The sequence below is a fragment of the Faecalibacterium sp. Marseille-P9590 genome (assembly GCF_017377665.1).
In the GTDB taxonomy this organism is placed as follows: Bacteria; Bacillota; Clostridia; order Oscillospirales; family Ruminococcaceae; genus Faecalibacterium.
This window is the reverse complement of the sequence record NZ_JAFREF010000015.1, coordinates 1-21463: the sequence shown is the minus strand read 5'-3', so window position 1 is coordinate 21463 and position 21463 is coordinate 1. Positions and strand designations below refer to the sequence as shown.

At 55.7% G+C, this 21463-nt stretch carries 16 protein-coding genes and 2 pseudogenes; 7 read left to right on the top strand and 11 right to left on the bottom strand.

The window, feature by feature from the left end; translation table 11 throughout:
• Positions 1-152: 152 nt before the first annotated feature.
• The 3 genes from J3349_RS12850 to J3349_RS12840 all read right to left on the bottom strand — a co-directional run bounded on the left by J3349_RS12850 (position 153) and on the right by J3349_RS12840 (position 2634).
• Positions 153-929, bottom strand: coding sequence for a Cof-type HAD-IIB family hydrolase (locus J3349_RS12850; protein ID WP_207677684.1), 777 nt, complete (start codon positions 927-929; stop codon positions 153-155).
• Positions 930-1007: 78 nt separating this feature from the next.
• Entirely contained in the window at positions 1008-1628 is a 621-nt protein-coding gene (locus J3349_RS12845) for a CatA-like O-acetyltransferase (protein WP_207677683.1), read from the bottom strand.
• 1 nt (position 1629) lies between these two features.
• Positions 1630-2634 carry an RluA family pseudouridine synthase gene (locus tag J3349_RS12840; RefSeq protein WP_207677682.1) on the bottom strand — a complete coding sequence of 335 codons (1005 nt, stop codon included), beginning with the start codon at positions 2632-2634 and terminating at the stop codon, positions 1630-1632.
• A gap of 150 nt (positions 2635-2784) precedes the next feature.
• Here J3349_RS12840 and J3349_RS12835 point away from each other — a divergent pair, with 150 nt between their 5' ends.
• The 3 genes from J3349_RS12835 to uvrA all read left to right on the top strand — a co-directional run bounded on the left by J3349_RS12835 (position 2785) and on the right by uvrA (position 8499).
• Positions 2785-3519, top strand: a complete 735-nt coding sequence (locus tag J3349_RS12835; protein ID WP_207677681.1) for a JAB domain-containing protein — start codon at positions 2785-2787, stop codon at positions 3517-3519.
• Positions 3520-3596: 77 nt separating this feature from the next.
• On the top strand, positions 3597-5654 hold the full coding sequence (gene uvrB / locus J3349_RS12830) for an excinuclease ABC subunit UvrB (protein WP_207677680.1): 2058 nt from the start codon (positions 3597-3599) through the stop codon (positions 5652-5654).
• Entirely contained in the window at positions 5641-8499 is a 2859-nt protein-coding gene (uvrA, locus tag J3349_RS12825; RefSeq protein WP_207677679.1) for an excinuclease ABC subunit UvrA, read from the top strand. Before uvrB ends, uvrA begins: the two co-directional genes overlap by 14 nt.
• 105 nt (positions 8500-8604) lie before the next feature.
• Here uvrA and J3349_RS12820 read toward each other — a convergent pair.
• The 8 genes and pseudogenes from J3349_RS12820 to J3349_RS12785 all read right to left on the bottom strand — a co-directional run.
• Positions 8605-10083 (bottom strand): annotated as a pseudogene (locus J3349_RS12820) (recombinase family protein); the annotation flags it as partial.
• Between the two features lie 18 nt (positions 10084-10101).
• Positions 10102-10641, bottom strand: coding sequence for a transcriptional regulator (locus tag J3349_RS12815; RefSeq protein WP_207677678.1), 540 nt, complete (start codon positions 10639-10641; stop codon positions 10102-10104).
• A gap of 238 nt (positions 10642-10879) precedes the next feature.
• Complete coding sequence (locus J3349_RS14225) at positions 10880-11107, bottom strand: type I restriction enzyme endonuclease domain-containing protein (protein WP_256276039.1); 228 nt, start codon at positions 11105-11107, stop codon at positions 10880-10882.
• A 56-nt stretch (positions 11108-11163) separates the two neighbouring features.
• Positions 11164-13323, bottom strand: a complete 2160-nt coding sequence (gene gnpA, locus J3349_RS12805; protein ID WP_207677677.1) for a 1,3-beta-galactosyl-N-acetylhexosamine phosphorylase — start codon at positions 13321-13323, stop codon at positions 11164-11166.
• A gap of 29 nt (positions 13324-13352) precedes the next feature.
• Complete coding sequence (locus J3349_RS12800) at positions 13353-13544, bottom strand: hypothetical protein (RefSeq protein WP_097793535.1); 192 nt, start codon at positions 13542-13544, stop codon at positions 13353-13355.
• A gap of 11 nt (positions 13545-13555) precedes the next feature.
• Positions 13556-14452: a carbohydrate ABC transporter permease gene (locus tag J3349_RS12795; RefSeq protein ID WP_207677676.1), complete on the bottom strand. Its 897-nt coding sequence runs from the start codon at positions 14450-14452 to the stop codon at positions 13556-13558.
• A 12-nt stretch (positions 14453-14464) separates the two neighbouring features.
• A complete protein-coding gene (locus J3349_RS12790) occupies positions 14465-15349 on the bottom strand; it encodes a sugar ABC transporter permease (protein ID WP_097800188.1) in 885 nt (294 codons plus the stop codon).
• 87 nt (positions 15350-15436) lie between these two features.
• Complete coding sequence (locus tag J3349_RS12785; protein WP_207677675.1) at positions 15437-16804, bottom strand: carbohydrate ABC transporter substrate-binding protein; 1368 nt, start codon at positions 16802-16804, stop codon at positions 15437-15439.
• 418 nt (positions 16805-17222) lie between these two features.
• On the opposite strand from J3349_RS12785, the gene J3349_RS12780 reads away from it, so the two are divergent.
• The 4 genes and pseudogenes from J3349_RS12780 (at position 17223) to J3349_RS12760 (ending at position 21416) form a co-directional block, all read left to right on the top strand.
• The gene (locus J3349_RS12780) at positions 17223-18089 is read left to right on the top strand and encodes an AraC family transcriptional regulator (protein WP_207677674.1); all 867 of its coding nucleotides are present in this window, start codon (positions 17223-17225) and stop codon (positions 18087-18089) included.
• Positions 18090-18108: 19 nt separating this feature from the next.
• Complete coding sequence (locus J3349_RS12775; protein ID WP_207677705.1) at positions 18109-19218, top strand: aminoglycoside phosphotransferase family protein; 1110 nt, start codon at positions 18109-18111, stop codon at positions 19216-19218.
• Between the two features lie 491 nt (positions 19219-19709).
• Positions 19710-20135: pseudogene (gene mobC, locus J3349_RS12770) on the top strand (plasmid mobilization relaxosome protein MobC); the annotation flags it as partial.
• 396 nt (positions 20136-20531) lie between these two features.
• Complete coding sequence (locus J3349_RS12760; RefSeq protein ID WP_207677673.1) at positions 20532-21416, top strand: hypothetical protein; 885 nt, start codon at positions 20532-20534, stop codon at positions 21414-21416.
• The last annotated feature ends 47 nt before the right edge of the window (positions 21417-21463 follow it).

Sequence of the window (21463 nt, the reverse complement as noted above, 5' to 3'; positions counted from 1 at the left end):
GTCTCACTTCGTTCGACAGCTCCCCCTACCGAGGGGAGCCTCTGGCGAAGAGATTGGGCTTTCTGCCATGCCAAAGCCTCCCTCTCGATAGGGGAGGCGGCACGGCGAAGCCGTGACGGAGAGGTTGAACACAGCGGCCTCTTTTTGTTTTCTTAAATCAAACCATTTTCTTTGCAGTAGTGATAAATACCATCCTCTGCACAGGTGCCGCAGACCTCGCTGGCGATGGCTTTCAAATCGGCAGAAGCGTTGCCCATGGCAACGCTGTGACCGACAGCTTGAAACATTTCTATATCGTTGTTGCCGTCACCGAAAGCCATTGCATCCTCGGGCGTCAGGCCGTAATAGGCCAGAACTTTCTGGATACCGGCTCCTTTTCCGCCGGAGATGGGGATGATGTCCACCGCCCTGTCCCACCAGGCGGCGATTTTTGCACCGCTCGTGCCTTTGAGGATGGCGGGCCAGTCGCTTTCGCGGCAGCCCATCAGCAGCTGGAAAACTTCACCTCGGGAGACTTCATCGAACTTATCGGAAATGACCGGCGCTCGTCCGCCGATGGCGTAATATGCCGTCAGATCGTCATCCGTTCCATTGGAGAGCAGTTGCGTCCGTCCTGCAACCGACACCGGACGACCAAGCGCTGCGGCGTTTTGGATCAGCGTCTGCACATCCTGTGGCGGGATGGGGATGACAAAAATATCTCCGCGACGGTCGTAGCAGTAGGAGCCGTTGTAGGTGAGAAAGACATCGAACTCCACGCCGTCGAATTTCGGCACAATGAGCGGAGAACGCCCGGTGGCGATGGCCAGCAGGATGCCGTTTTGCTGTAAGCGGCGCAGAGCGTCCAGTGTCCGCTCAGTAATACGCTTTTTCTCCATGTCGATGAGGGTTCCGTCGATGTCAAAAAAGATGATGCGGGGCTTGTGCATGGTGCTGTACCTCCAATGCAAAAAGAGGGGAGAGACTTACCTGCGGGTTTTGCGGTCAGGATACATCAGAATGCCTCCTTATAGTGCGTTGATGTCGGCCTGTAGTTTCTCGTAGAATTTCCCCAGATGGAGACCGTCGATGAAGCGGTGATTGACCTCCACCGACATCCCCAATTTCTTGCGGCCATTTTCCTCGCCATATCTGCCCCATGTGATGCGGGGGATGTTGTCGTCCCGGTCAAAATCCCGCTCGTTGGTGCAGCCGGTCAAATCAAACCACGGTGTGCAGGAGATATAGATGAGGTTGTTGTTCTCTTCGTCCTGGTCAAGAAGGGTCTTCTGGGCAGCGCTTCTCGCCTGTGCGGAGGCACAGAACTCCGCAATGCCACCGACTTTTGGCAGGGTGACGATGTGAAACTGCTCACTGCCGGGTTTCAGGTCGGTCAGACTGGGAATGCGCTCATCCAGCAGCCACACCTCGCCGTTCCGGATGGCGTAGTGGAAATTCTTCACGCTGTTCACGGCGTCCGTCACGAGATACCCCATCGCGTAATAAAACGACAAATGCCGCTCCTTAACATAGCGGTAAAGGTTTGTTACATCCACCCGGAAGGTGACGCTGTAAAAAGGGTGGGAAACAGCGGAGAAAAACTCGAACAATTCAGCCCGCTCCCAGTGGGTCCTATCGACTTTTTCCATCTTACTTCTCCTCGGCGGGGGCCTGCTTGTTCTTGTCCAGCCCATCGAACTGCTTTACGATCTGCGGGTCTTTCAGCTTGATGACCTTGCCGGAGAGGTAGTGGAGGGTATTTTCCTCGGGGATGTCGAGGAAGCTGATACGGACGGCGCAGAGGGCTTGCGTCCGGGTGCCGGTGCGCTCATTCATCTTGCGGTTGCCGTACTTGATGTCGCCCAGCACCGGCTTGCCCAGATAGGCCAGATGGGCGCGTATCTGGTGAGTGCGGCCGGTGATGAGGCCGATGCGGCAGAGGGCGAAGGGGCCAGCTGTCCGCAGTACGTCCACATCGGTGATGATCTGCTTGCGGCGCTCGTCCTGGGACTGGTGGGCGTGGATGCTCACCTTATTGTTCTTCTCGTCGTGCTCCCACCATGCAGTGAAGCGCCCGCTCTGGGGGATGCCCACCGTGATGGTGTAGTATTCCTTCTTGAGCAGGTCGGTGCGGATGATCTCGTTCATGTCCCGGAGGGCGGCGTAGCTCTTGGCCGCGATGACGAGGCCCTCAGTGCCGCGGTCAAGGCGGTTGCAGATGCCGGGCTTGAAGCGGTTCTCGCCCTGGGGGTCGTACTCGCTCTTCTGGGCCAGATACTGGGTGAAGGCGTCCACAAGGTTTGCGTCGCCGGTGCGGTCGCTGTGGCAGAGCAGGTGAGTGGGCTTGTAGAGGACGGCAATGTTCTCATCCTCGTAGATGACCGTCACCTTGGGCTGGTTCTGCTGCTTTTTGGGGGCGGGCTTGCGGGTTGGCTTTGCACCCTCAGGCGGGAAGAATTCGTCGTTGATGTAGAGCTCGATGAGGTCGCCGGCCTTGATGCGGTCTTCGGGTACACCCTTTTTGCCGTTGACTTTGATGCGCTTGTTGCGGAAGCTCTTGTATAAAAGGCTGGTAGGGAAGTCACGGGTCACGCTCTGAACAAAGCGGGAGAGGCGGACACCCTCGTCGTTGGCGGTGGCAGTGTATTGTTTCATGTTCGTTTTCCTTATATAAAAAGTATCTGATACACCTATAATAATCTACTCTCCCCATGAAGTCAACGCAGAATATTTTCTGTCGGCTCTTGTCTTTTGCCGAAAATGGGGTACTATAAAAGAAACGACTACAAACAAAGGAGCGCAGCTATGGCAGGACAGAACATAAGCCACGAGGGCCATCGGCAGCGGATGCGCGCCCGTGTGGAGCAGTACGGGCTGGAAAGTCTCGCACCCCACGAGGCACTGGAATATCTGCTCTACATCACCAACGCCCGCCGGGATACCAACGGCATCGCCCACGCGCTGCTGGAGCGGTTCGGCAGCTTTGCCGGTGTGCTGGAAGCCAGTGAAGAAGAACTCTGCCGTGTGCCGGGCGTCGGCCCGGCCAGCGCCCGGATGCTGCATCTCCTGCCCGAGGTGAGCCGGTACTACGAGCACAGCCGCACCAGCACCGAAGGTGCATTGACGACTACTGAGCAGCTGGCGGCTTACCTGAAACCCCGCTTCGCCGGGGCAAAACAGGAGAAAGCCCTGCTCCTTTCGCTGGACAGCCGCAGCCGGGTAAAGAGCGTGTACTGGCTCAAGGAGGGGAACAGCCGGATGGTGAGCCTCGAGGTGAAGGACGTCGTCTCGGCGGCGCTCCGGGGCGGGACAGAAAGCGTCGTGCTCTGCCACAACCACCCCAACGGTGTGCCGCTGCCCTCCCGCGAAGACCTCGCCGCCACCGAGAACATCGTCCGTGCGCTGGGGCTGGTCAAGATACGCCTGCGCGACCACATCATCCTCGCCGAAAACGACTACTTCTCCATGCGGGAATCCAACCGCCTGCCTTTCTACGACTTCGAGACCGGCGCAATGTTACGCCCATATGGAAGAGAATGATTTACATTATAAAATAATTGTGGTATAATGGCTGCAAGAGATACAACTAATCGTAGTTTTGAAAAGGAGGGCTTTTTGTGGCAGAGGAAAAATTCCATCTGGTGTCGTCCTACGCCCCCACGGGCGACCAGCCGCAGGCCATCGCACAGCTGGTAGAGGGGGTAGAGCGGGGCGACCGCTGCCAGACCCTGTTGGGCGTCACCGGCAGCGGCAAGACCTTCACGATGGCGAACGTCATCGCCCAGTGCAACCGCCCGACGCTGGTGCTGGCCCACAACAAGACGCTGGCCGCCCAGCTCTGCACCGAGTTTCGCTCGTTTTTCCCGGACAACGCCGTGGAATATTTCGTCTCCTACTACGACTACTACCAGCCGGAGGCCTATATCCCCAGCACCGATACCTATATCGAAAAGGACAGCGCTATCAACGACGAGATCGACCGCCTGCGCCACTCGGCCACGGCGGCGCTCTCGGAGCGGCGGGACGTCATCATCGTCGCGTCGGTGTCCTGCATCTACTCGCTGGGCGACCCCATCGACTATCGCAGCATGGTCATCAGCCTGCGGCCCGGGATGCAGATGGAGCGGGACGAGTTGTGTGAAAAGCTGGTGACGCTGCAATATGAGCGCAACGATGTCAATTTCATCCGCAATAAGTTCCGCGTCCACGGCGACATCGTGGACATCTATCTGGCTTATATGAGCGAGCTGGCCATCCGGGTGGAGTTCTTCGGCGATGAGATCGACCGCATCACCGAGTTCAACCCCCTCACGGGCACCAAGCAGAACGTGGTCAAGCATGTTGCCATCTTCCCGGCCAGCCACTATATCGTCAGCGCCGACAAAAAGGCTGCCGCCATTGAAAAGATTCGCGCCGAGTGCGACGCGCAGGTGAAGCAGTTCACCTCGGAAGGTAAGCTCATCGAGGCCCAGCGCATCCAGCAACGGACAAACTACGACATTGAGATGCTGACGGAAGTGGGCATCTGCAAGGGCATCGAGAACTATTCTGCCGTTCTGTCGGGCCGTGCGCCGGGCAGTATGCCCACGACTCTGCTTGACTATTTCCCGGACGACTTCCTGCTCTTCGTAGACGAGAGCCATGTCACCCTGCCGCAGGTGCGGGCCATGTACGGTGGCGACTACGCCCGCAAAAAGACGCTGGTGGAGTACGGTTTCCGCCTGCCGTCGGCCTTTGACAACCGCCCCCTCAAGTTCGAGGAAGTGGAATCCAAGCTCAACCAGATGATATTTGTCTCGGCCACCCCCGGCGAGTACGAGCGGAAGAACAGCACCCAGGTGGCCCAGCAGGTCATCCGGCCCACTGGTCTGCTGGACCCGCTCATCTCGGTGCGCCCCGTAGAGGGGCAGGTGACGGACCTTCTGGGCGAGATAAACGCTCGCATCGAGCGGCATGAGCGCGTCCTGGTCACGACGCTGACCAAGAAAATGGCCGAAGATCTGACGGATTACTTTACCGAACAGGGGATAAAGGTCAAGTATATGCACCACGAGGTGGACACCTTCGAGCGGATGGAGATCATCAAAGACCTCCGCCTCGGCACCATCGACGTGGTGGTGGGCATCAACCTGCTGCGTGAGGGCCTCGACTTGCCCGAGGTCAGCCTTGTGGCCATCCTCGACGCCGACAAAGAGGGCTTCCTCCGCAGCGAGACGAGCCTGATTCAGACCATCGGCCGCGCCGCCCGCAACGCCGAAGGTCTGGTCATCATGTACGCCGACGAGGTGACGGACAGCATGGACCGCGCCATCACCGAGACAGAACGCCGCCGCGCCATCCAGATGGCCTACAACGCTGAACACGGCATCGTCCCGAAGACCATCGTCAAGGCCATCCCGGATTCGATTGAGATCAGCGACAAGGCTGAGAATGCCAGGATGAACACCCGGCGGATGGGCAAGCTCGAGCGCGAAGCCGCCATTGACCGCCTGACCCGGGAGATGAAGGAAGCTGCCAAGCTGCTGGAATTTGAGCATGCGGCCTTCCTGCGCGACCAGATCGACCGCCTGCGCCGGGGCGAGAACCCCACTGTGGATTCCTCGGCAGAGACGGAGCGGAAGCAGAACCATGCACAGACACAGAGAAGAGGGAGAAAGTACCTTGGCAAACGATAAAATAGTCATCAAAGGTGCGCGGGAGCACAACCTGAAAAACGTGAATCTGACTCTCCCGCGTGAAAAATTCATCGTTATGACCGGCCTGTCCGGCTCGGGCAAGTCGAGCCTTGCTTTCGACACCATCTACGCCGACGGCCAGCGCCGCTATGTCGAGAGCCTGTCCAGCTACGCCCGGATGTTCCTTGGCCGGATGGACAAGCCCGATGTGGACGAGATCACCGGCCTGTCTCCGGCCATTTCCATCGACCAGAAGACCACCAGCCACAACCCCCGCTCCACCGTGGGTACCGTGACGGAAATTTACGATTATCTGCGCCTTTTGTACGCCCGTGTGGGCGTGCCGCACTGCCCGGTGTGTGGGCGGGTCATCAGCCAGCAGAGCGTGGATGAGATGGTGGACGCTGTGCTCAAGCTGGAAGAGGGGACGAAGTTCCAGGTCCTTGCGCCTGTCGTCCGTCAGCGCAAAGGCACCCAGCAGAAAGAGCTGGACGCCGCTCGCCGCGCCGGTTACGCCCGCGTAAAAATCGACGGTAACATGTACGACCTCGACGAGGAGATCGCGCTGGAAAAGAACATCAAGCACACCGTGGAGATCGTCGTTGACCGTCTTGCCATGCGCAAGGGCATCCGCGGTCGTCTGGCTGACTCGCTGGAAACGGCCCTTGCCCTCACCGGCGGCGTGGCTGAGGTGGATGTCATCGGTGGCGAATGTATGACATTCAGCCAGAATTTCGCCTGCCCTGAGCACGGCATTTCCATCAGTGATTTGTCACCCCGGCTCTTCTCCTTCAATAACCCTCTGGGTGCCTGCGAGAAGTGTACCGGCCTCGGCACCTTCATGCGGGTGGACGAAGAGCGCATCCTGCCCAACCGGGACCTCTCGATTCGGGAGGGGGCTATCAAGGCCAGCGGCTGGTACTACGCCGAAGGCTCTGTAGCCGAGATGTATTATCTGGGACTGGGCAAAAAATACGGCTTTACGCTGGATACGCCCATCAAAGAAATGAGCACCGAGGCCGTCAACGCCCTGCTCTACGGCACCAACGAAGAAAAAATCGAGATGCACCGCACGAATGAGTTCGGCAGCGGCGTCTATTATAATACCTTTGAGGGCATCGTCGAGAACCTCGAGCGCCGCTTCCGCGAGACGAACAGCGAGTGGATGAAGGAGGAAATCGGCAGCTTCATGTCGGGCGTCGAGTGTCCCGACTGCCATGGTAAGCGCCTGAAACCGGTGGTGCTGGCTGTGACCATCGGCGGCAAAAACATCAGCGATTTCTGCGAAATGTCGATTCGGGACGAGCTGAAATTCATCGCCGACAATGAGCCGAACCTGACCGAAAAGCAGAAGCAGATCGGCGGCCAGATCATGAAGGAGATCAAGAACCGCCTGCAGTTTTTGCAGAGCGTGGGCCTCGATTACCTCACACTGGCCCGGTCGGCAGGCACCCTGTCCGGCGGCGAGAGCCAGCGCATCCGCCTGACCACCCAAATCGGAAGCGCTCTGTCGGGTGTGTTGTACGTGCTGGATGAGCCGTCCATCGGCCTGCACCAGCGCGACAACGATAAACTCATCGCAACGCTGAAAAATCTCCGTGACCTCGGCAATACGGTCATTGTGGTCGAGCACGACGAGGATACCATGCGCAGCGCCGATTATATCGTGGACGTCGGCCCGGGCGCGGGCGTCCACGGCGGCGAGATCGTGGCCGCAGGCTCCGTCAAGGACATCTGCAAGGCCAAGCGCAGCATCACCGGCGACTATCTGTCGGGCCGCAAGCGCATCGAGGTGCCGCAGACCCGCCGCCCTGGCAACGGCAATTTCCTCACGGTGAAGGGGGCGCGCGAAAACAATCTGCGCAACATCGACGTAAAATTTCCGCTGGGCGAGTTCGTCTGCGTGACGGGCATCTCCGGCTCGGGCAAGTCGAGCCTCATCAACGAGATTTTGTATAAGACCCTCGCCTGTGAACTGAACGGCGCCCGCTCCCGCGCTGGCAAGTGCGATGGGGTAGAGGGCCTCGAGTTCGTGGATAAGGTCATCGGCATCGACCAGCAGCCCATCGGTCGCACGCCCCGCTCCAACCCCGCCACCTATACCGGCGTGTTCAACGACATCCGCACGGTCTTTTCCCAGACGCAGGACGCCAAAATGCGGGGCTACGGCCCGGGAAGGTTCAGCTTCAACGTCCGGGGCGGCCGCTGCGAGGCCTGCGAGGGCAACGGCATCCTCCAAATCGAGATGCACTTCCTGCCGGACGTCTACGTTCCCTGCGAGGTCTGCAAGGGCGCACGCTACAACCGCGAAACGCTGGAAGTCAAGTATAAGGAAAAGACCATCTCTGACGTGCTGAACATGACCGTGGAAGAGGCGGTCGTCTTCTTCGCCAACCAGCCGAAGATCGCCCGCAAGCTGCAGACGCTGTTGGACGTGGGCCTGGGGTATGTCACGCTGGGGCAGAGCGCCACGACTCTTTCGGGCGGCGAGGCGCAGCGTGTCAAGCTGGCCAACGAACTGGCCCGCCGCAGCACGGGTAAGACCGTGTATATCCTCGACGAGCCGACTACCGGCCTCCACATGGCTGATGTCCACCGCCTCATCGAGGTGCTGCAGAAGCTGGTGGATGCAGGCAACACCGTCATCGTCATCGAACACAACCTCGACCTCATCAAGTGCGCCGACTACATCATCGACCTCGGCCCCGAGGGCGGCAGTGCCGGCGGCCTCATCGTCGCCGAGGGTACGCCGGAGCAGGTAGCCGAGGTGCCGGGCAGCTTTACCGGCCAATACCTCAAGCCCTTGCTGGAAAAGGACGCGAAACTCCGCGCAGAGGGCAAATAAAGCAGTATAAAACAGAGCCGCAGTCTCCCAAAAGACTGCGGCTCTGTTGTTTGCAAAAGTTCCAGATATAACAAAAAGCTCTTCAGTATCTCGACTGAAGAGCTCTGGTCCAGCAGAGCTGAACAAATCCGAACTTTTTCCTTCTATCCCATCAACCGTCAAAGCGTCCTCAAATCGGACGGTTTGGGTGCCATCCTTGTAGTTGAACGTGAGCAGCATCCGGTCATCGTACAGAAAAATGGCATTTACAAAAATTTCAATCAGCGCTTTCCGCTGTTTTTTCTGCGAAATATCGAACTTTCTAAATTTCATCAGCCAGAATCGGATGAAATCCTCATTGAAGCTGGGCTTCTTCAATTTTTCATCTGCGATTTTTACAGTCAGTTCATCTTTCTGGCTTTCCAGCGCTTCCAGACGCTCTTTCGTTGTCCGGGTGTACAAGCCGTCCTCGATCGCCTTCATCAGGTTGTCCAACTTTTTGTTGACCTCTCGCAGTTGCTTTTCCAGCAGCGGAATCGTGGTGTTCTCCTGATTCTGGACATCCATGACCAGTTGAACGATCTTGTCGATCATCGCATCGTCCTGAATCAGCTTCATGGTCTCCCGGACGACCAGATCTTCCAGCCAGTCCTTCTGCACGGTCTTTTTATTGCAGCCCTTGCGGCGCTTGACGTTGGCGCATTTATAATAATAGTAGGTGCGTCCGGTGGCACTGGTTCCGCTTTCGCCGAACATCAGCGCACCACACTTGCCGCAGAGCAGCTTGGTGGTCAGCAGATATTCCTCGTCTGCCTTGCCACAGGCAGGGGCACGCTTATTCTTATCCAGACGCTTCTGCACCCGGTCAAACAGGTCTTTCGGAACAATAACCGGAATTGCATCCGGCACAACGATGTCCCGGAAAGACAATTCTCCAATGTACCGGCGGTTCTTCAACATGGTGTTCACACTACTGTGGGTCATTTTGCCGCCCAGCATATTGCGGACGCCCTTATCGTTGAGGAAGCTTACGATTTCCACCATCTTATCACCGTTGTCATACCGCTGAAAGGCTTCCAGCACCAGCGGAGCGGTCAGCGGGTCAAGATGATAGAACTTGTCCTCGTCGATTTTATAGCCGATGGTTCCCGTGCCGCCGGTGCACTTTCCCTTCAAAGCATTCTCCGTCTGGCCACGAATCACCTTTTCGGACAGCTCTGCGGAATAGTATTCCGCCATACCTTCCAGAAGGGTTTCCACCAGAATGCCCTGTGAACCCTCGGCAATGGGTTCCATAACGGAAATCAGGTGGACACCGTTCTTTTTCAGGATCATCTTATAGTTTGCGCTATCAAAACGATTCCGGGCAAAGCGGTCAAATTTCCAAACGAGAACAACATCAAACAGCTTTTTGCCGCTGTCTTTGATCATCTGCTGGAATTCCGGGCGATTGTCCGTTTTGGCAGAGAATGCACGGTCAATGTAGTGCTTGATGACCGTGATGCCGTTCTTTTCCGCATAAGCCGTGCATTCCCGAATCTGGCCTTCAATGGATTCTTCGCGCTGGTTGTCCGATGAATAGCGGGCGTAGATTACGGCAGTCATAGACTCACTTCCTTTTTCTTATCGAACAGACGGGTAGCTTTTTGCATACTTGTAGATCTGCCGTGCACAGTCGAGGCTCATTTTGCTGGAATCGTTGTATTTGAGCCATGCATTCACATTGCCCGGATTCAGCTTCAAGTCTGTGTAAAGGCGATAATTCGTCAATTTCTTTTTTTGCTGAAGTTCCAATACCCGGCGATGGATCAGTTCCTTCGTGTCATTGTCCGCAAGGGCGGCATCCCGCACCGAACAATAGCTGCGCCAGACTTTCCGATAGCCCTCTGGCAGTTCAGGTGACTGTTTTTCCAGAAGCACCAGCATTTGCTCCAGCGAATAGAGATTGGAAAGCTGCTCATATTCCGCAGCAACAGCGCTGGTTGCAGTATAGCGGAGCAACAAATCTACTTTATTAAAGGCCAGCGCATAGAGAAACAGCGGTTCTTTCAGGCGGGGATTTTCAGCCATACGATCTGCCAGCTTATGGACGCTTGCCGTTTGAACTCCGGAAAGCTCTGCCACATACTGCTTCAAAAAGCCTTCGAATGTCAGCTTTCGCATGGTCTCCACCTCTCCACATACTCCTGATAGCGATCATCGTTGTCGATCATATCAGGTCCACATCTTCGTCCAGCCGTTCCAGACGCTTGCGGAGGTCATCTAAGATCATCTTGCCCATAAAACAGCCTTTCGTATTTTCAATAATAGTATTTTCTAAAATCATTTTACAGAAAAGGAATCCGATTGTCAAGCACAAATCAACGACATTTCATACAATTCATACTACCATGTTGTCAGTTCACATCTCACACTGGCTAATGACCGTGCTGATTGCCGTATCATATGCCACCGGTGGATACTTAAATTTTTTCAGTAAGTGTTTCACCATCTTACGCATACTCGCACGGGCAGTTTCTTTTTTCTGCAGGTCTATTACGCTTGCATTACTGAATTTCTGCGTTTCCAGCCATCTCCATTGCAGCGTTCGATTGACACAGGTTGAGTTACCGGCAGATACAGCAAACACAACGGGCAGCTCTGGTAACAGAGCTGCCCGTTGTGTTCGTTTATGAAAAGGAGAACTTAGATCTCATACCACTTGATCTCGTTGGCATCCAGATGCAGAGCAAAGCTGCTGCCGTCTGTGGTGTAAACGGTGGTGTCCTGCGGCTCGTACGTGTTGTTCACCACACAATACTTGCCGTTCTTGACGTAGGCGTGAACTTCTACATTATAATTGGAGCTGAACCATGTATGCAGTTCCTCCTCGCTGTGGGCACTCCACAGGATAGCGCGGTAAAGGGTACGGCTGTTGGCAAAGCTGTACGGCACGCCGCTGATGTACACGGCACGCCCCTTGCCAAAGTCGTGGGCGGCCATCTGCACTTCCTTGTTCCGCTGCACCAGCACCTCGGTGCCTTCGAGGGCGTAGATGTTCTTTTTGCCCTCGCCAAAGTCCACGGGCTGGTCGGCGTCCTGCAGGATAAAGTGGTCGGGGTGCTCCTCCCAGTTGTATTTGTCGTAGTTCAGGGTGAAGCCGTTTTCTTCCTCCACGCCCAGCACAGTGGCAAGCTGGAGAATGTGGCCCTGATACGGGTGACCGGAAGGCTCACCCACGCCGATAAAGCCGCCGCCGTTCCAGACGAACTTGCGGATAGCGGAGGAAATCTCCGGGTCTTCCCACCAGATGCCGCCGGTGTGTGCGGTGTCGGCATCGCCGACATTGATAATGACATCCAACGAATCCAGCAGATGCGGGTCGTTCTTGATATCCTCAAAGCTGATAAACTTCACATCAAAGGGCGCACCGGACAGCATCTCAATGACACCGGCATAGCTATAGTTCTGCTTGTAATAGAGGGCGTGATGCACCATGTGACAGCCCCAAGCCCGCATTTTACCCCAACAGTTCAGCACGGCCACTCGCTTGACACAGTAGGGTGTGGTACCCTTGATGTTCTCGTACAGTTCGCGGAACTCGTTGCAGACGCTCTCCACGTAGTCCACGAACTCCGGGAACTGCAAGGCCAGTTTCAGATAGCCGCCATAGCCGATGCGGTCGATGGGCTTGCGCAGGATAGCGCGGCGGGCTGTAACCCAGTTCTCCTTGGCTTCCCGCACCGGGTCGCCGCCCTCGTGGAAGGTGTCGGGGAAGAAGTACGGCAGGAAACGGCCCTCGGTGTACTTCACGCCCTCAATGTCAGAGATCAGGCGCAGGGTGGAGCCGTTGCCCACGCTGCCCACCACGGCATCCAGGCCGATGGTCTTGAACTCTGGCATGAAAGGTTCGGTGCCGATCCAGTGATCGCCGAGGAACATCATGGCTTCGCACCCGCACGCGTGGGTGATGTCCACCATCTCCTTGGCAAGCTTTGCCACCTCGCGGCGCTGGAAGGCCTGAAAATCCCGAAATTCCTTGCTGGGCACCCGGTACTGGTTGTTATAGTAGCCCTGATCGATGATGTACTCCGGGCGGAACTTGTAGCCCACTTCCTGCTCAAACTGGTTGAGGATATAAGGGCTGACCGAAGCAGAGTAGCCATACCAGTCCACGAACTTCTCCCGCTTCAGCTCGTCGAAGATCAGGGTGAACTGGTGGAAGAAGGTGGTGTAGCGGATGACGTTCACATACGGATGCTCCTGGATGAACTTCCGCAGACGTTCCATCGAATACTTGTGGGTCTTGGGCTGACGGACATCAAAGGTGATCTGATGCTCAAAGTTCGTCCATCCGTTGGTGGTGGCATTGTACATGTGTACCGGATCCCAGATGAGGTAGGCCAGAAAGCTGACCGTATATTCATGGAACGGCACGGCCTGCACGGTCACGCTGCCGTCCGCATAGCTCCACTTTTCCGGCGGCACGGGCTGGCCGGTGGTTCGGTCCATGACCTCCCACCAGCGGGTGATGTCGTCGTTGGTGTTCACTTGCATCAGCTCCGGGCTGATGCCCTTCATCAGCGGGATGGTCACGGTGTCGCCGGGAGCGGTGTAGAAGCCGGTCATGATGTAGCACTGCTGTACCTCGTCCGGGTTCGCCTTGGCCCATGCGTTGTCCTTGCGGGTGGTATAATAGGTGGAGTAGATCTTTGCATCGGCATCCTTCAGCTGCTGCGGAAAGTCGGTGCCGTCGCAGTCGCGGATGGCGTCTGCACCCCACTTTTTTAAGATCTCCAGCGTTTCGGGCACCACGTCCAAGTCGGTGGGGATGGTCACGCGCCCGGACTTTCTTGTTTCATCCATAGGGATTCTCCTTTACCTCTCTCTTATCCTCAATCCTGATAGGTCGCATTGTAGATGGCCAGCACAGCCAGCAGCAGCGCTACGCCCACCAGCATGATGCCAAGACCAGCCAGCTGCCCGGTCATTTTCCAGCCGGATACCACCAGCACCAGTGCCAGTACGAACAGCACCAGCATCAGGATCATGCGCAGGGCGGGATGGTTTTTCCAATATGCTTTCATCGTCTGTCACCTTAACCTTTCAGGCCGCCCACGGTCATGCCCTGCGTCAGCTGCCGCTGCACGCAGATGTACAAAATCAGGGTGGGCAGCATCACCAGCACAAGGCCTGCGTACATGGTACCGTACTGGGCGGCGCTCTGCTGGGCCTGCATCAGGTTCAGCAGACCCACCGGCAGAGTACGGGGTGCGCTGGTGGAACTCATAAGGGTCATGGAGATGATGTACTCATTCCAGAAGGACAGGAAGTTGAACAGAATAATGGTGATGATAGACGGCTTTGCCATTGGGAAAATGATACGGGTCATGGTGGAAAAATAGCTTGCACCGTCGATATAGGCGGCCTCCTCAAAATCGTGGGGCAGGGTGGCAAAGTAGCCCGACAGCAGGTAGATGGTAAAGGGCAGCGCGGTGGCGGCGTACACCACCGCCAGCACCACCAGATTGTTCAGCAGAAAGCCGCTGCCGAAGTGGCTTTTCAGCCACACATCGCCGTCCCGCAGCATCAGGAAGATGGGCACCACGATGTAGTTCACGTTGATGAACAGACCCGCCATGAACAGGGTGTTCAGCAGCTTGCGGCCCTTGAAGTGAAAGCGGGACAGGCAGTAGGCGGCGGGCAGGGCAACGACCAGCAGCAGCGCCAGCGCCAGCGCGGTGACGATGACCGAGTTGAGCATATATTCGCCCATTTTGGCGCCGTTCCATGCGTTGACGAAGTTCTGCCAGTAGAACCCGGCGGGCAATGCCCACGGGTTGCCGTAGAACTCTGCATTCTGCTTGATGGAGGCCATGAACACCCATGCCACCGGCACGATGATGGTAACGGCCAGCAGAACCAGCACAAAATAGATGAAAAACTTGTACAGACCTTCCGCAGAGCGGGAAGATTTTTCGGTGGTATTCTGCATCTTCTTCCCTCCTTAAAATTCCAGCGTATCGCGGTTGGTGACCTTGTTGACACAGGCGGACAGGGCAAACGAGAACAGGAAGATGACCACGCCGATGGCCATACTATAACCATACAGGCCAGCGTCTTTCTGGCTGTACATATAGCTCAGCGCCACATCCGATGCGCCGTTGGGCCCGCCGCTGGTCATGGCCTTGACAAACAGGAACGCCATGTTGATGGTGGAGATGATAAAGAAGGTCAGAGTGGTGCGGATATTCGTCCAGATAAGGGGGATGGTGATCTGGAAGAACTGGGTCAGCCGCCCGGCACCGTCCAGATTGGCGCTCTCGTACAGGCTGATGGGCACGGCAGACATGGAGGCCATGTACATGACCATGTAGTAGCCGATGGCCTGCCACACCATGGCAATGATGATGGAGGGGATGACCAGTTTTTCGCCCTTCCACAGGATGGGGTCGCTCATGTTGCGGAACAGGCCGATGATGCTGTTCAGCATGCCGTTTTCCGGCTTATAGATGGCAGAGAAGATGCCGGAGATGACGACCACCGACAGGATGTTGGGGATGTAGAAGATGATGCGAAAGAAGTTCTGCCCTTTGATCTTTTCGCGGGTCAGGATGGCTGCAAACACCAGTGCAAACGCAAAGGTGACGATGGTGACCACCACCACGAGCAGGATCATATTCTGCATCGAGCGGATGAACTGGGCGTCCCGCAGCAGATGCTGGAAGTTTTTGAGCCCCACAAAGGTCTCGTTGGGAGAATAGGCACCCCGCTCATACAAACTCATGCGGAACACGTTGAGGGTGGGCAGGATCATAAAGAGGAAAAACAGGATGGTAGCCGGTGCCACACAGAGGAATACGAACCGTTTGCGGCTTTTATCCGTTCTCATAGGGGATTGACCGCTCCTTTCTTGATGGTACTGTACAGCCCAAAAAAGCGGAGGCGGTAAAAACCGCCCCCGCTGGGCAGGGCTTAATTACTCGATGATGTTGGCGCGCATCTGGTCGCTGGCGGACTTGATGCCATCGATCCACTGCTGCTCGGTCATGCTGCCGGACACCAGAGAGTTGACAGGGTCGAAGAACACGGTGCGCACTTCCACGCCGGGGATGGCACTGAAGGCTGCAAAGTTGCCCATGGCGGCTTTTGCGCCGTTGTCGTAGATGGAGTAGAACATCTTGTTGTCGCCTTCCAGACTGTCGGCGATGCCCAGCACAGGCTGGATCGCACCGCTCTCGGCGAACAGCTTGCAGGCTTCGTCACTATACAGGTACGCCACGAACTGCTTGGCTGCATCCAGATGCTCAGCACCTGCCGGGATCCATGCCTGCTCGAACCAGGTGTAGCTGTAGCTGTCGCCGCCGGCCTTGACAGCGGGCAGAGCGGTCATGCCCCACTCAAAGCCGTCTGCACGGGGTGCTTCGGCCATCTCGCCCACGATCCAGGTGCCGTTGGGCATAAACAGGGCCTTGTTGTCCAGCACCAGCTGCTGGTTCTGGGTAAAGTCCTGATCGTTGGCCTGTGCGGGGGTGATGGGGTTGGTGTAGGAAGCCAGCTTTGCCACGATATCAAAGCAGGTCTTTGCCTCGGGGGTGTCCCAGATGCCTTCTTCGTAGTGGGTAGCCTTGTTGAAGAAGTCGGGGCCGCCTGCGGCGTACATCAGCGCATAGAAGAAGGCGTCGAAGTAGCCGGTGGTGGGGTAGGTGAACAGGTAGGTCCCCTCAGCGGCAGCCTTGTCGCCCAGTGCCCACATCTCGTCCCAGGTCTTGGGCACGTCCCAGCCCTTTTCCTTCAGGAAACCGGCGTTGTAGAACAGGCCGCAGGGGCTGTAGAACATGGGGGCCAGATAGGTCTTGCCGTCGCCGTAGGGGTTGGTCAGAGAGGTGTCGGTAAAGCCGCCGGCGATCTTCTCGCTCACCTTCTTGCTCTCGCCGGGCACGGTCATGCTCAGCACATCGGTGATGTCCGCGATCAGGTTTCCCTTGATGAACTGCTCGGTCAGGGCAGCCTCACGGCCGGTGGCCAGATGGACCACGTCGGGGTAGTCGCCGCCCTGCATGGAGGGGCCGATGACGTCCTCCAGCTTTTTGTCGGTGGTCAGCTCCACCTTGATGCCGGTCTCAGCAGTAAAGGCCTCGGTGACCTTCTTCCACATCTCAGCGCCATAGCCGGTCTCGATGGCAGCGACCTTGATGGTCACGTTCTCTGCTGCGGCAGAAGTAGCAGCAGAAGATGCCGCGCTGGACGCGGTGGAGCTGGCAGCACCACCACAGGCAGCCAGGCTCAGTGCAGCGGCACCCACGCCAGCCACTTTCAGAAAATTGCGACGAGAAATGCGTTTCATAGTGTATCCTCCATCATAAAGTTCCGTTCAAAACACAGCCGGGGCAAACAGGCTTCGTCCGAAGGGGCTGTGGTTTTTTCTGCTTCCAATATAGAGGTTTTTACGGTTCGCAACAAGGTCTTTGTTGTTTCATTTTTTAGAAATATTGCTTTTCGGGAAATTCTTTCAGCAAAAGCAATAAAATTTGTACTGTAGTTTTGGTACATTCTCCCAGCTTGTAACCAGTTTGACATATTTTTTGCACTTTATCGAAGGCAAAAGTATTGAACCCGTCCAAAAATCAGGGCTTGCATTTTTTCTTCATTGCCTCTATAATGAGAAAAAACGCACGAAAAAACGCATCGTTTTTAGGCTTGCATTTTTAGTATCTTGCTTTTATTTTTATAGTTTTTGCGTTTTGCCTCAAAAGGAGCCATTTATGAGTACCGAGCGATTTGATATCCGCCATGCTCCCGCTCCACGGGAATCCTTCCGGCTGCTGTACATCAGCAAAAGCAAATTTGGCGGCGATTGGAACAGCACTGCCCACACCCATTCCTGCACAGAGCTGTTCTACTGTCTGAGCGGAGAAGGTCAGTTTTATTTAAGCGGTCAGCTTTATCCAGTCAAACCGGATGATATGATTATCGTCAATCCGCAGGTAGAGCATACCGAGTTGAGCCTGAATGCTTCACCTCTGGAATACATTGTATTGGGCGTTGCTGGCATCGAGATCTTATTTGGAAAATCAGATTCTTCCTACGCTATATTCAACTGCCGGAAAAATCGGGAGCGGATGGTGACGCTGCTCCATATGCTGCTGGCCGAAGCAGACCGCAGTCTGGACGGCTGCGAAACGGTCTGTCAGGATCTGCTGGAAGTGCTGCTCATCTGGCTGGTGCGGTGTACCACGCTTTCTTTGCAGGTAGAGGAAACGCCCCGCTCCGACAGCCGGGAGTGTGTGGAGATCAAGCGGTATCTGGACAGCAACTACCGCGAAGATATCTCGCTGGATGCCCTTGCCGAAATCGCCCACATCAACAAATACTATCTGGCCCATACCTTCCAAAAAGAGTATGGCATCTCTCCGATCACCTATCTGAACCGCCGCCGTATTGAGGAAAGCAAATATATGCTGGGCAACACCGGTTACAGTCTGGCGCAGATCAGCGAGTTGATGGGTTTTTCCTCTCCCAGCTATTTTTCCCAATGCTTCCGCAAGGCGGAAGGCTTGACCCCCAATGAATACCGCCGTCAGGTGCGGCAGGGACAACGCCCTGCCCCGTCAAAACGGCATGAAGTATAACGAAAACGAGAAATTTATGATGAAATCCGTTACCCTTTCTCTGCTCCAGTCTGCTGCAAATGCCTTTGATTTTGGCGGGCCTGTGCTCTGCGATGCTCACCACTATGGTGAGGGGCACATCAACGACACCTTTGTGGTCTGGCGGGAAGATCATTCCAAACGCTTTATTTTGCAGCGCATCAACACAGATACCTTTACTAACCCGGTGGGCCTGATGGAGAATGTCTGCGGCGTGACCCGGCATCTGCGGGCAAAAATTCTTGCCGAGGGCGGCGACCCAGCACGGGAAACGCTGAATGTCATCCCAACTTTGTCGGGGTCGACTTGCTATCTGGATGCAGACGGCGGCGCATGGCGTGCCTACAACTTTGTAGAAGATACTATCTGTTTGCAGCAGGTCGGCAGCGAAGCCGACTTCCGCACCGTGGCCGAGACACTGGGCAAATTCCAGAACCAGCTGGAGGATTACCCGGCCTCCACCCTCCACGAAACCATCGCCCGCTTCCACGACACGCCCAACCGCTATGCCAATTTTGAAAAAGCCCTCGCCGCCGATGCACTGGGCCGGGCAAAAAATATCACGTCGGAAATCGAATTTATCCATGCGAGGGAGCAGGACTGCCATGTCCTGCTGGATCAGCTGGCAACTGGCGAAATTCCTCTGCGCGTCACCCACAATGACACCAAGATCAACAATGTCCTCATCGATGCCGCTACCGGAAAAGGCATCTGTGTCATTGACCTCGACACCGTGATGCCGGGACTTTCGGCCTACGACTTCGGCGATTCCATCCGCACCGGTGCCAACGACTGCGCTGAGGACGAACCTGACCAGAGCAAAGTCCATTTTGACCTGCATCTGTACGAAGTGTTCGCCAAAGGGTATCTCTCCACTGCCGGGGCATCCATGAGCATGGCAGAAAAAAAGAGTCTTGCATGGGGTGCAAGGCTCATGACACTGGAATGCGGCATCCGTTTTCTGACTGACTATCTGGAGGGCGACCATTATTTCCATATTGCTCGCCCGAATCACAACCTCGACCGCGCCCGCACCCAGTTCACACTGGTGCGGCAGATGGAAGAGGTTTTCGATCAGATGCTGGAAATCGTCTGCCCGGACAATTACTGATTTCGCAATCTCCTCCATTTGGATACATCAAGAAGCATGGACGTTCTCCTTTTCGGGGGGCGTCCATGCTTCTTTTTACAGCTTATCCCTACTGCGCCATGACCTCACACTTTGTGTGGGCGAGCCGGACAACACCGCTGCACAAACAGGGGCAGGAACTTCGTTCGGAGCAAACGGTGACCCCCTTACATGAGCAGGACCACCTCTACTTATTTTTGCGTCTTAACAATTCGGAAACATTTGTTGAAAATGCGTTTTGAGCGCAGCGGTAGAGGGCAAGAACCGTCCCGTGGCCACAAATTTTCAATTCTTGAAAATGTTGTGCTCCACCGGGACTTCACTTCTGCAATGCGTCTGCATTTCCGAAGTGATCTTGTTGGGGCGTGCCTGCCCCAAACCCTGCTCATCATTCGTGCCTTACGGCACGAATGGAACGGCGTGTCGTGCTTACATAACTTCACCGAGGAGTTATCGAACGGACAGGAGGTACAATGACCAAAACGAATGTTCAACCGATTCCCAGCAATTCCCAGCACCACGACACGCCGAACAACAAAACGCACGTCATCAAGTTCCGTGTGACAGCGGAGGAAAAAGCGTCACTGGAACTCACTTGCAAACTCCTGAATCTCTCCCTCTCCACTTTCATCCGCCGAGCCATCCACAACGTCAAAATCGAGAAACCGGTCATCGTTGCCGGCGGCGGAGAAGAAACCCTGACCGCTGTTTCCACTTTGCTTGCCCAGTGCAGCAAGGTGGGCAGCAATCTCAACCAGCTTGCAAGGCACTTCAATTCCGGCGGTGCGGACACCGAGCAGATCCGGGCGAAACTCCTTGACGAACTTGCAGACCTGACCGCATTTCGGCTGCACGCCGAGAAAGTTCTGGGTGAACTGTATGGCAACGCTCAAGCATACCACGACTCGCTGGCAGTAGTGAAAGACCTCGATGGTCGCATGAAAGCCAACAAAGCGCTGCGCTATCATGTCGCAGCCTATACCAGCACCAAGAATGTCGCACAGCAGTTAAAGACCGCCAAGCGACCCGCAGCCTTTGAGGAGCAGCACCGTGCAGAGCTGACAGCGTACCGGGCGGCAGCAGCCTATTTCAAGGCAAACAACCTCACCAAGCTGCCCAGCCCGAAAAAGCTGGAAGCCGAGTATTCGCAGCTGGCATCCGAAAAGGCAAAGTTTTACGAGCAGTACAAGGAAGCTAAAGAGGAACTGCTCAAGCTGAAAACCGCAAAGCAGAATGTTGCGTCCTTTTTCCGGGAGGAAGAACCGGCGCAGCAGGAGAGATAAAGAAGTGTGCATATGATCAACCTGAAAATCGACCCGGAGTTCCAGTCCCAGATTCCCCCTCTGACCGATGATGAATTTAAGCAGCTTGAAGAAAATATCCTGAAAGAGGGCAAACTGCTCTCTCCTTTGATCGTGTGGAACAATACACTTGTTGACGGTCACAATCGTTATGCGATTCTTCAGAAGCATCCCGAAATCTACTTTTCTACCATGCCGCTCCGCTTTGCAAATCGTGAGGAAGCTCTCGCTTGGATCTGCAAGAATCAGCTGGGGCGGCGCAACCTCACACCGGAGCAGAAGAAGTTCCTCATTGGAAAACAGTACAGTATGGAGCATCGAAAGCCCGGCGGAAACGGCAACAACCAGCACACGGCTGCTGCCAAGAAAACCGCCCCGGAGGAATTGTGTCAAATTGACACAATTCCTCCCACCTCTGCAGAAGCAAGCATCCGCAAGCAGATTGCAGAGCGGAACAATGTCAGCGAATCCTACGTTGCCCGTTCTGAAAAGTTCATGCACGGCGTAGAGATCATGGAACAGATGGTGCCCGGTATGCAGGAGAAAACCCTGTCCGGGCAGTTCAAAGTCCGTGATGCCGATATTCACCGCCTTGCCAAAGCAGCCTATGTGAACCGTGAACAGATCGTGCATGAGATTCTGTACCCGGAAGATCGTTTGGCTTCGCAGTCGAGCTACTCACACTACTCTGGAATCAACTACTCTGCGCTGGAAGTCGCCGTCCGGCGGATTCAACAGGACTTTGATTTTTTGATGAGATACTTGCCTAAGCTGCCGGACGATTCCTACGCCAAAACTGAAACGCTAAAAATCCTCAAGCAGCACAAAGCGTATATGGCACAGTATGAAGAAATGCTGAACGATAAAGAAATCGCATAACGACAGGCACTTGTAAGCCATCAACGAGCCACCAGCCGCAAGTGCAG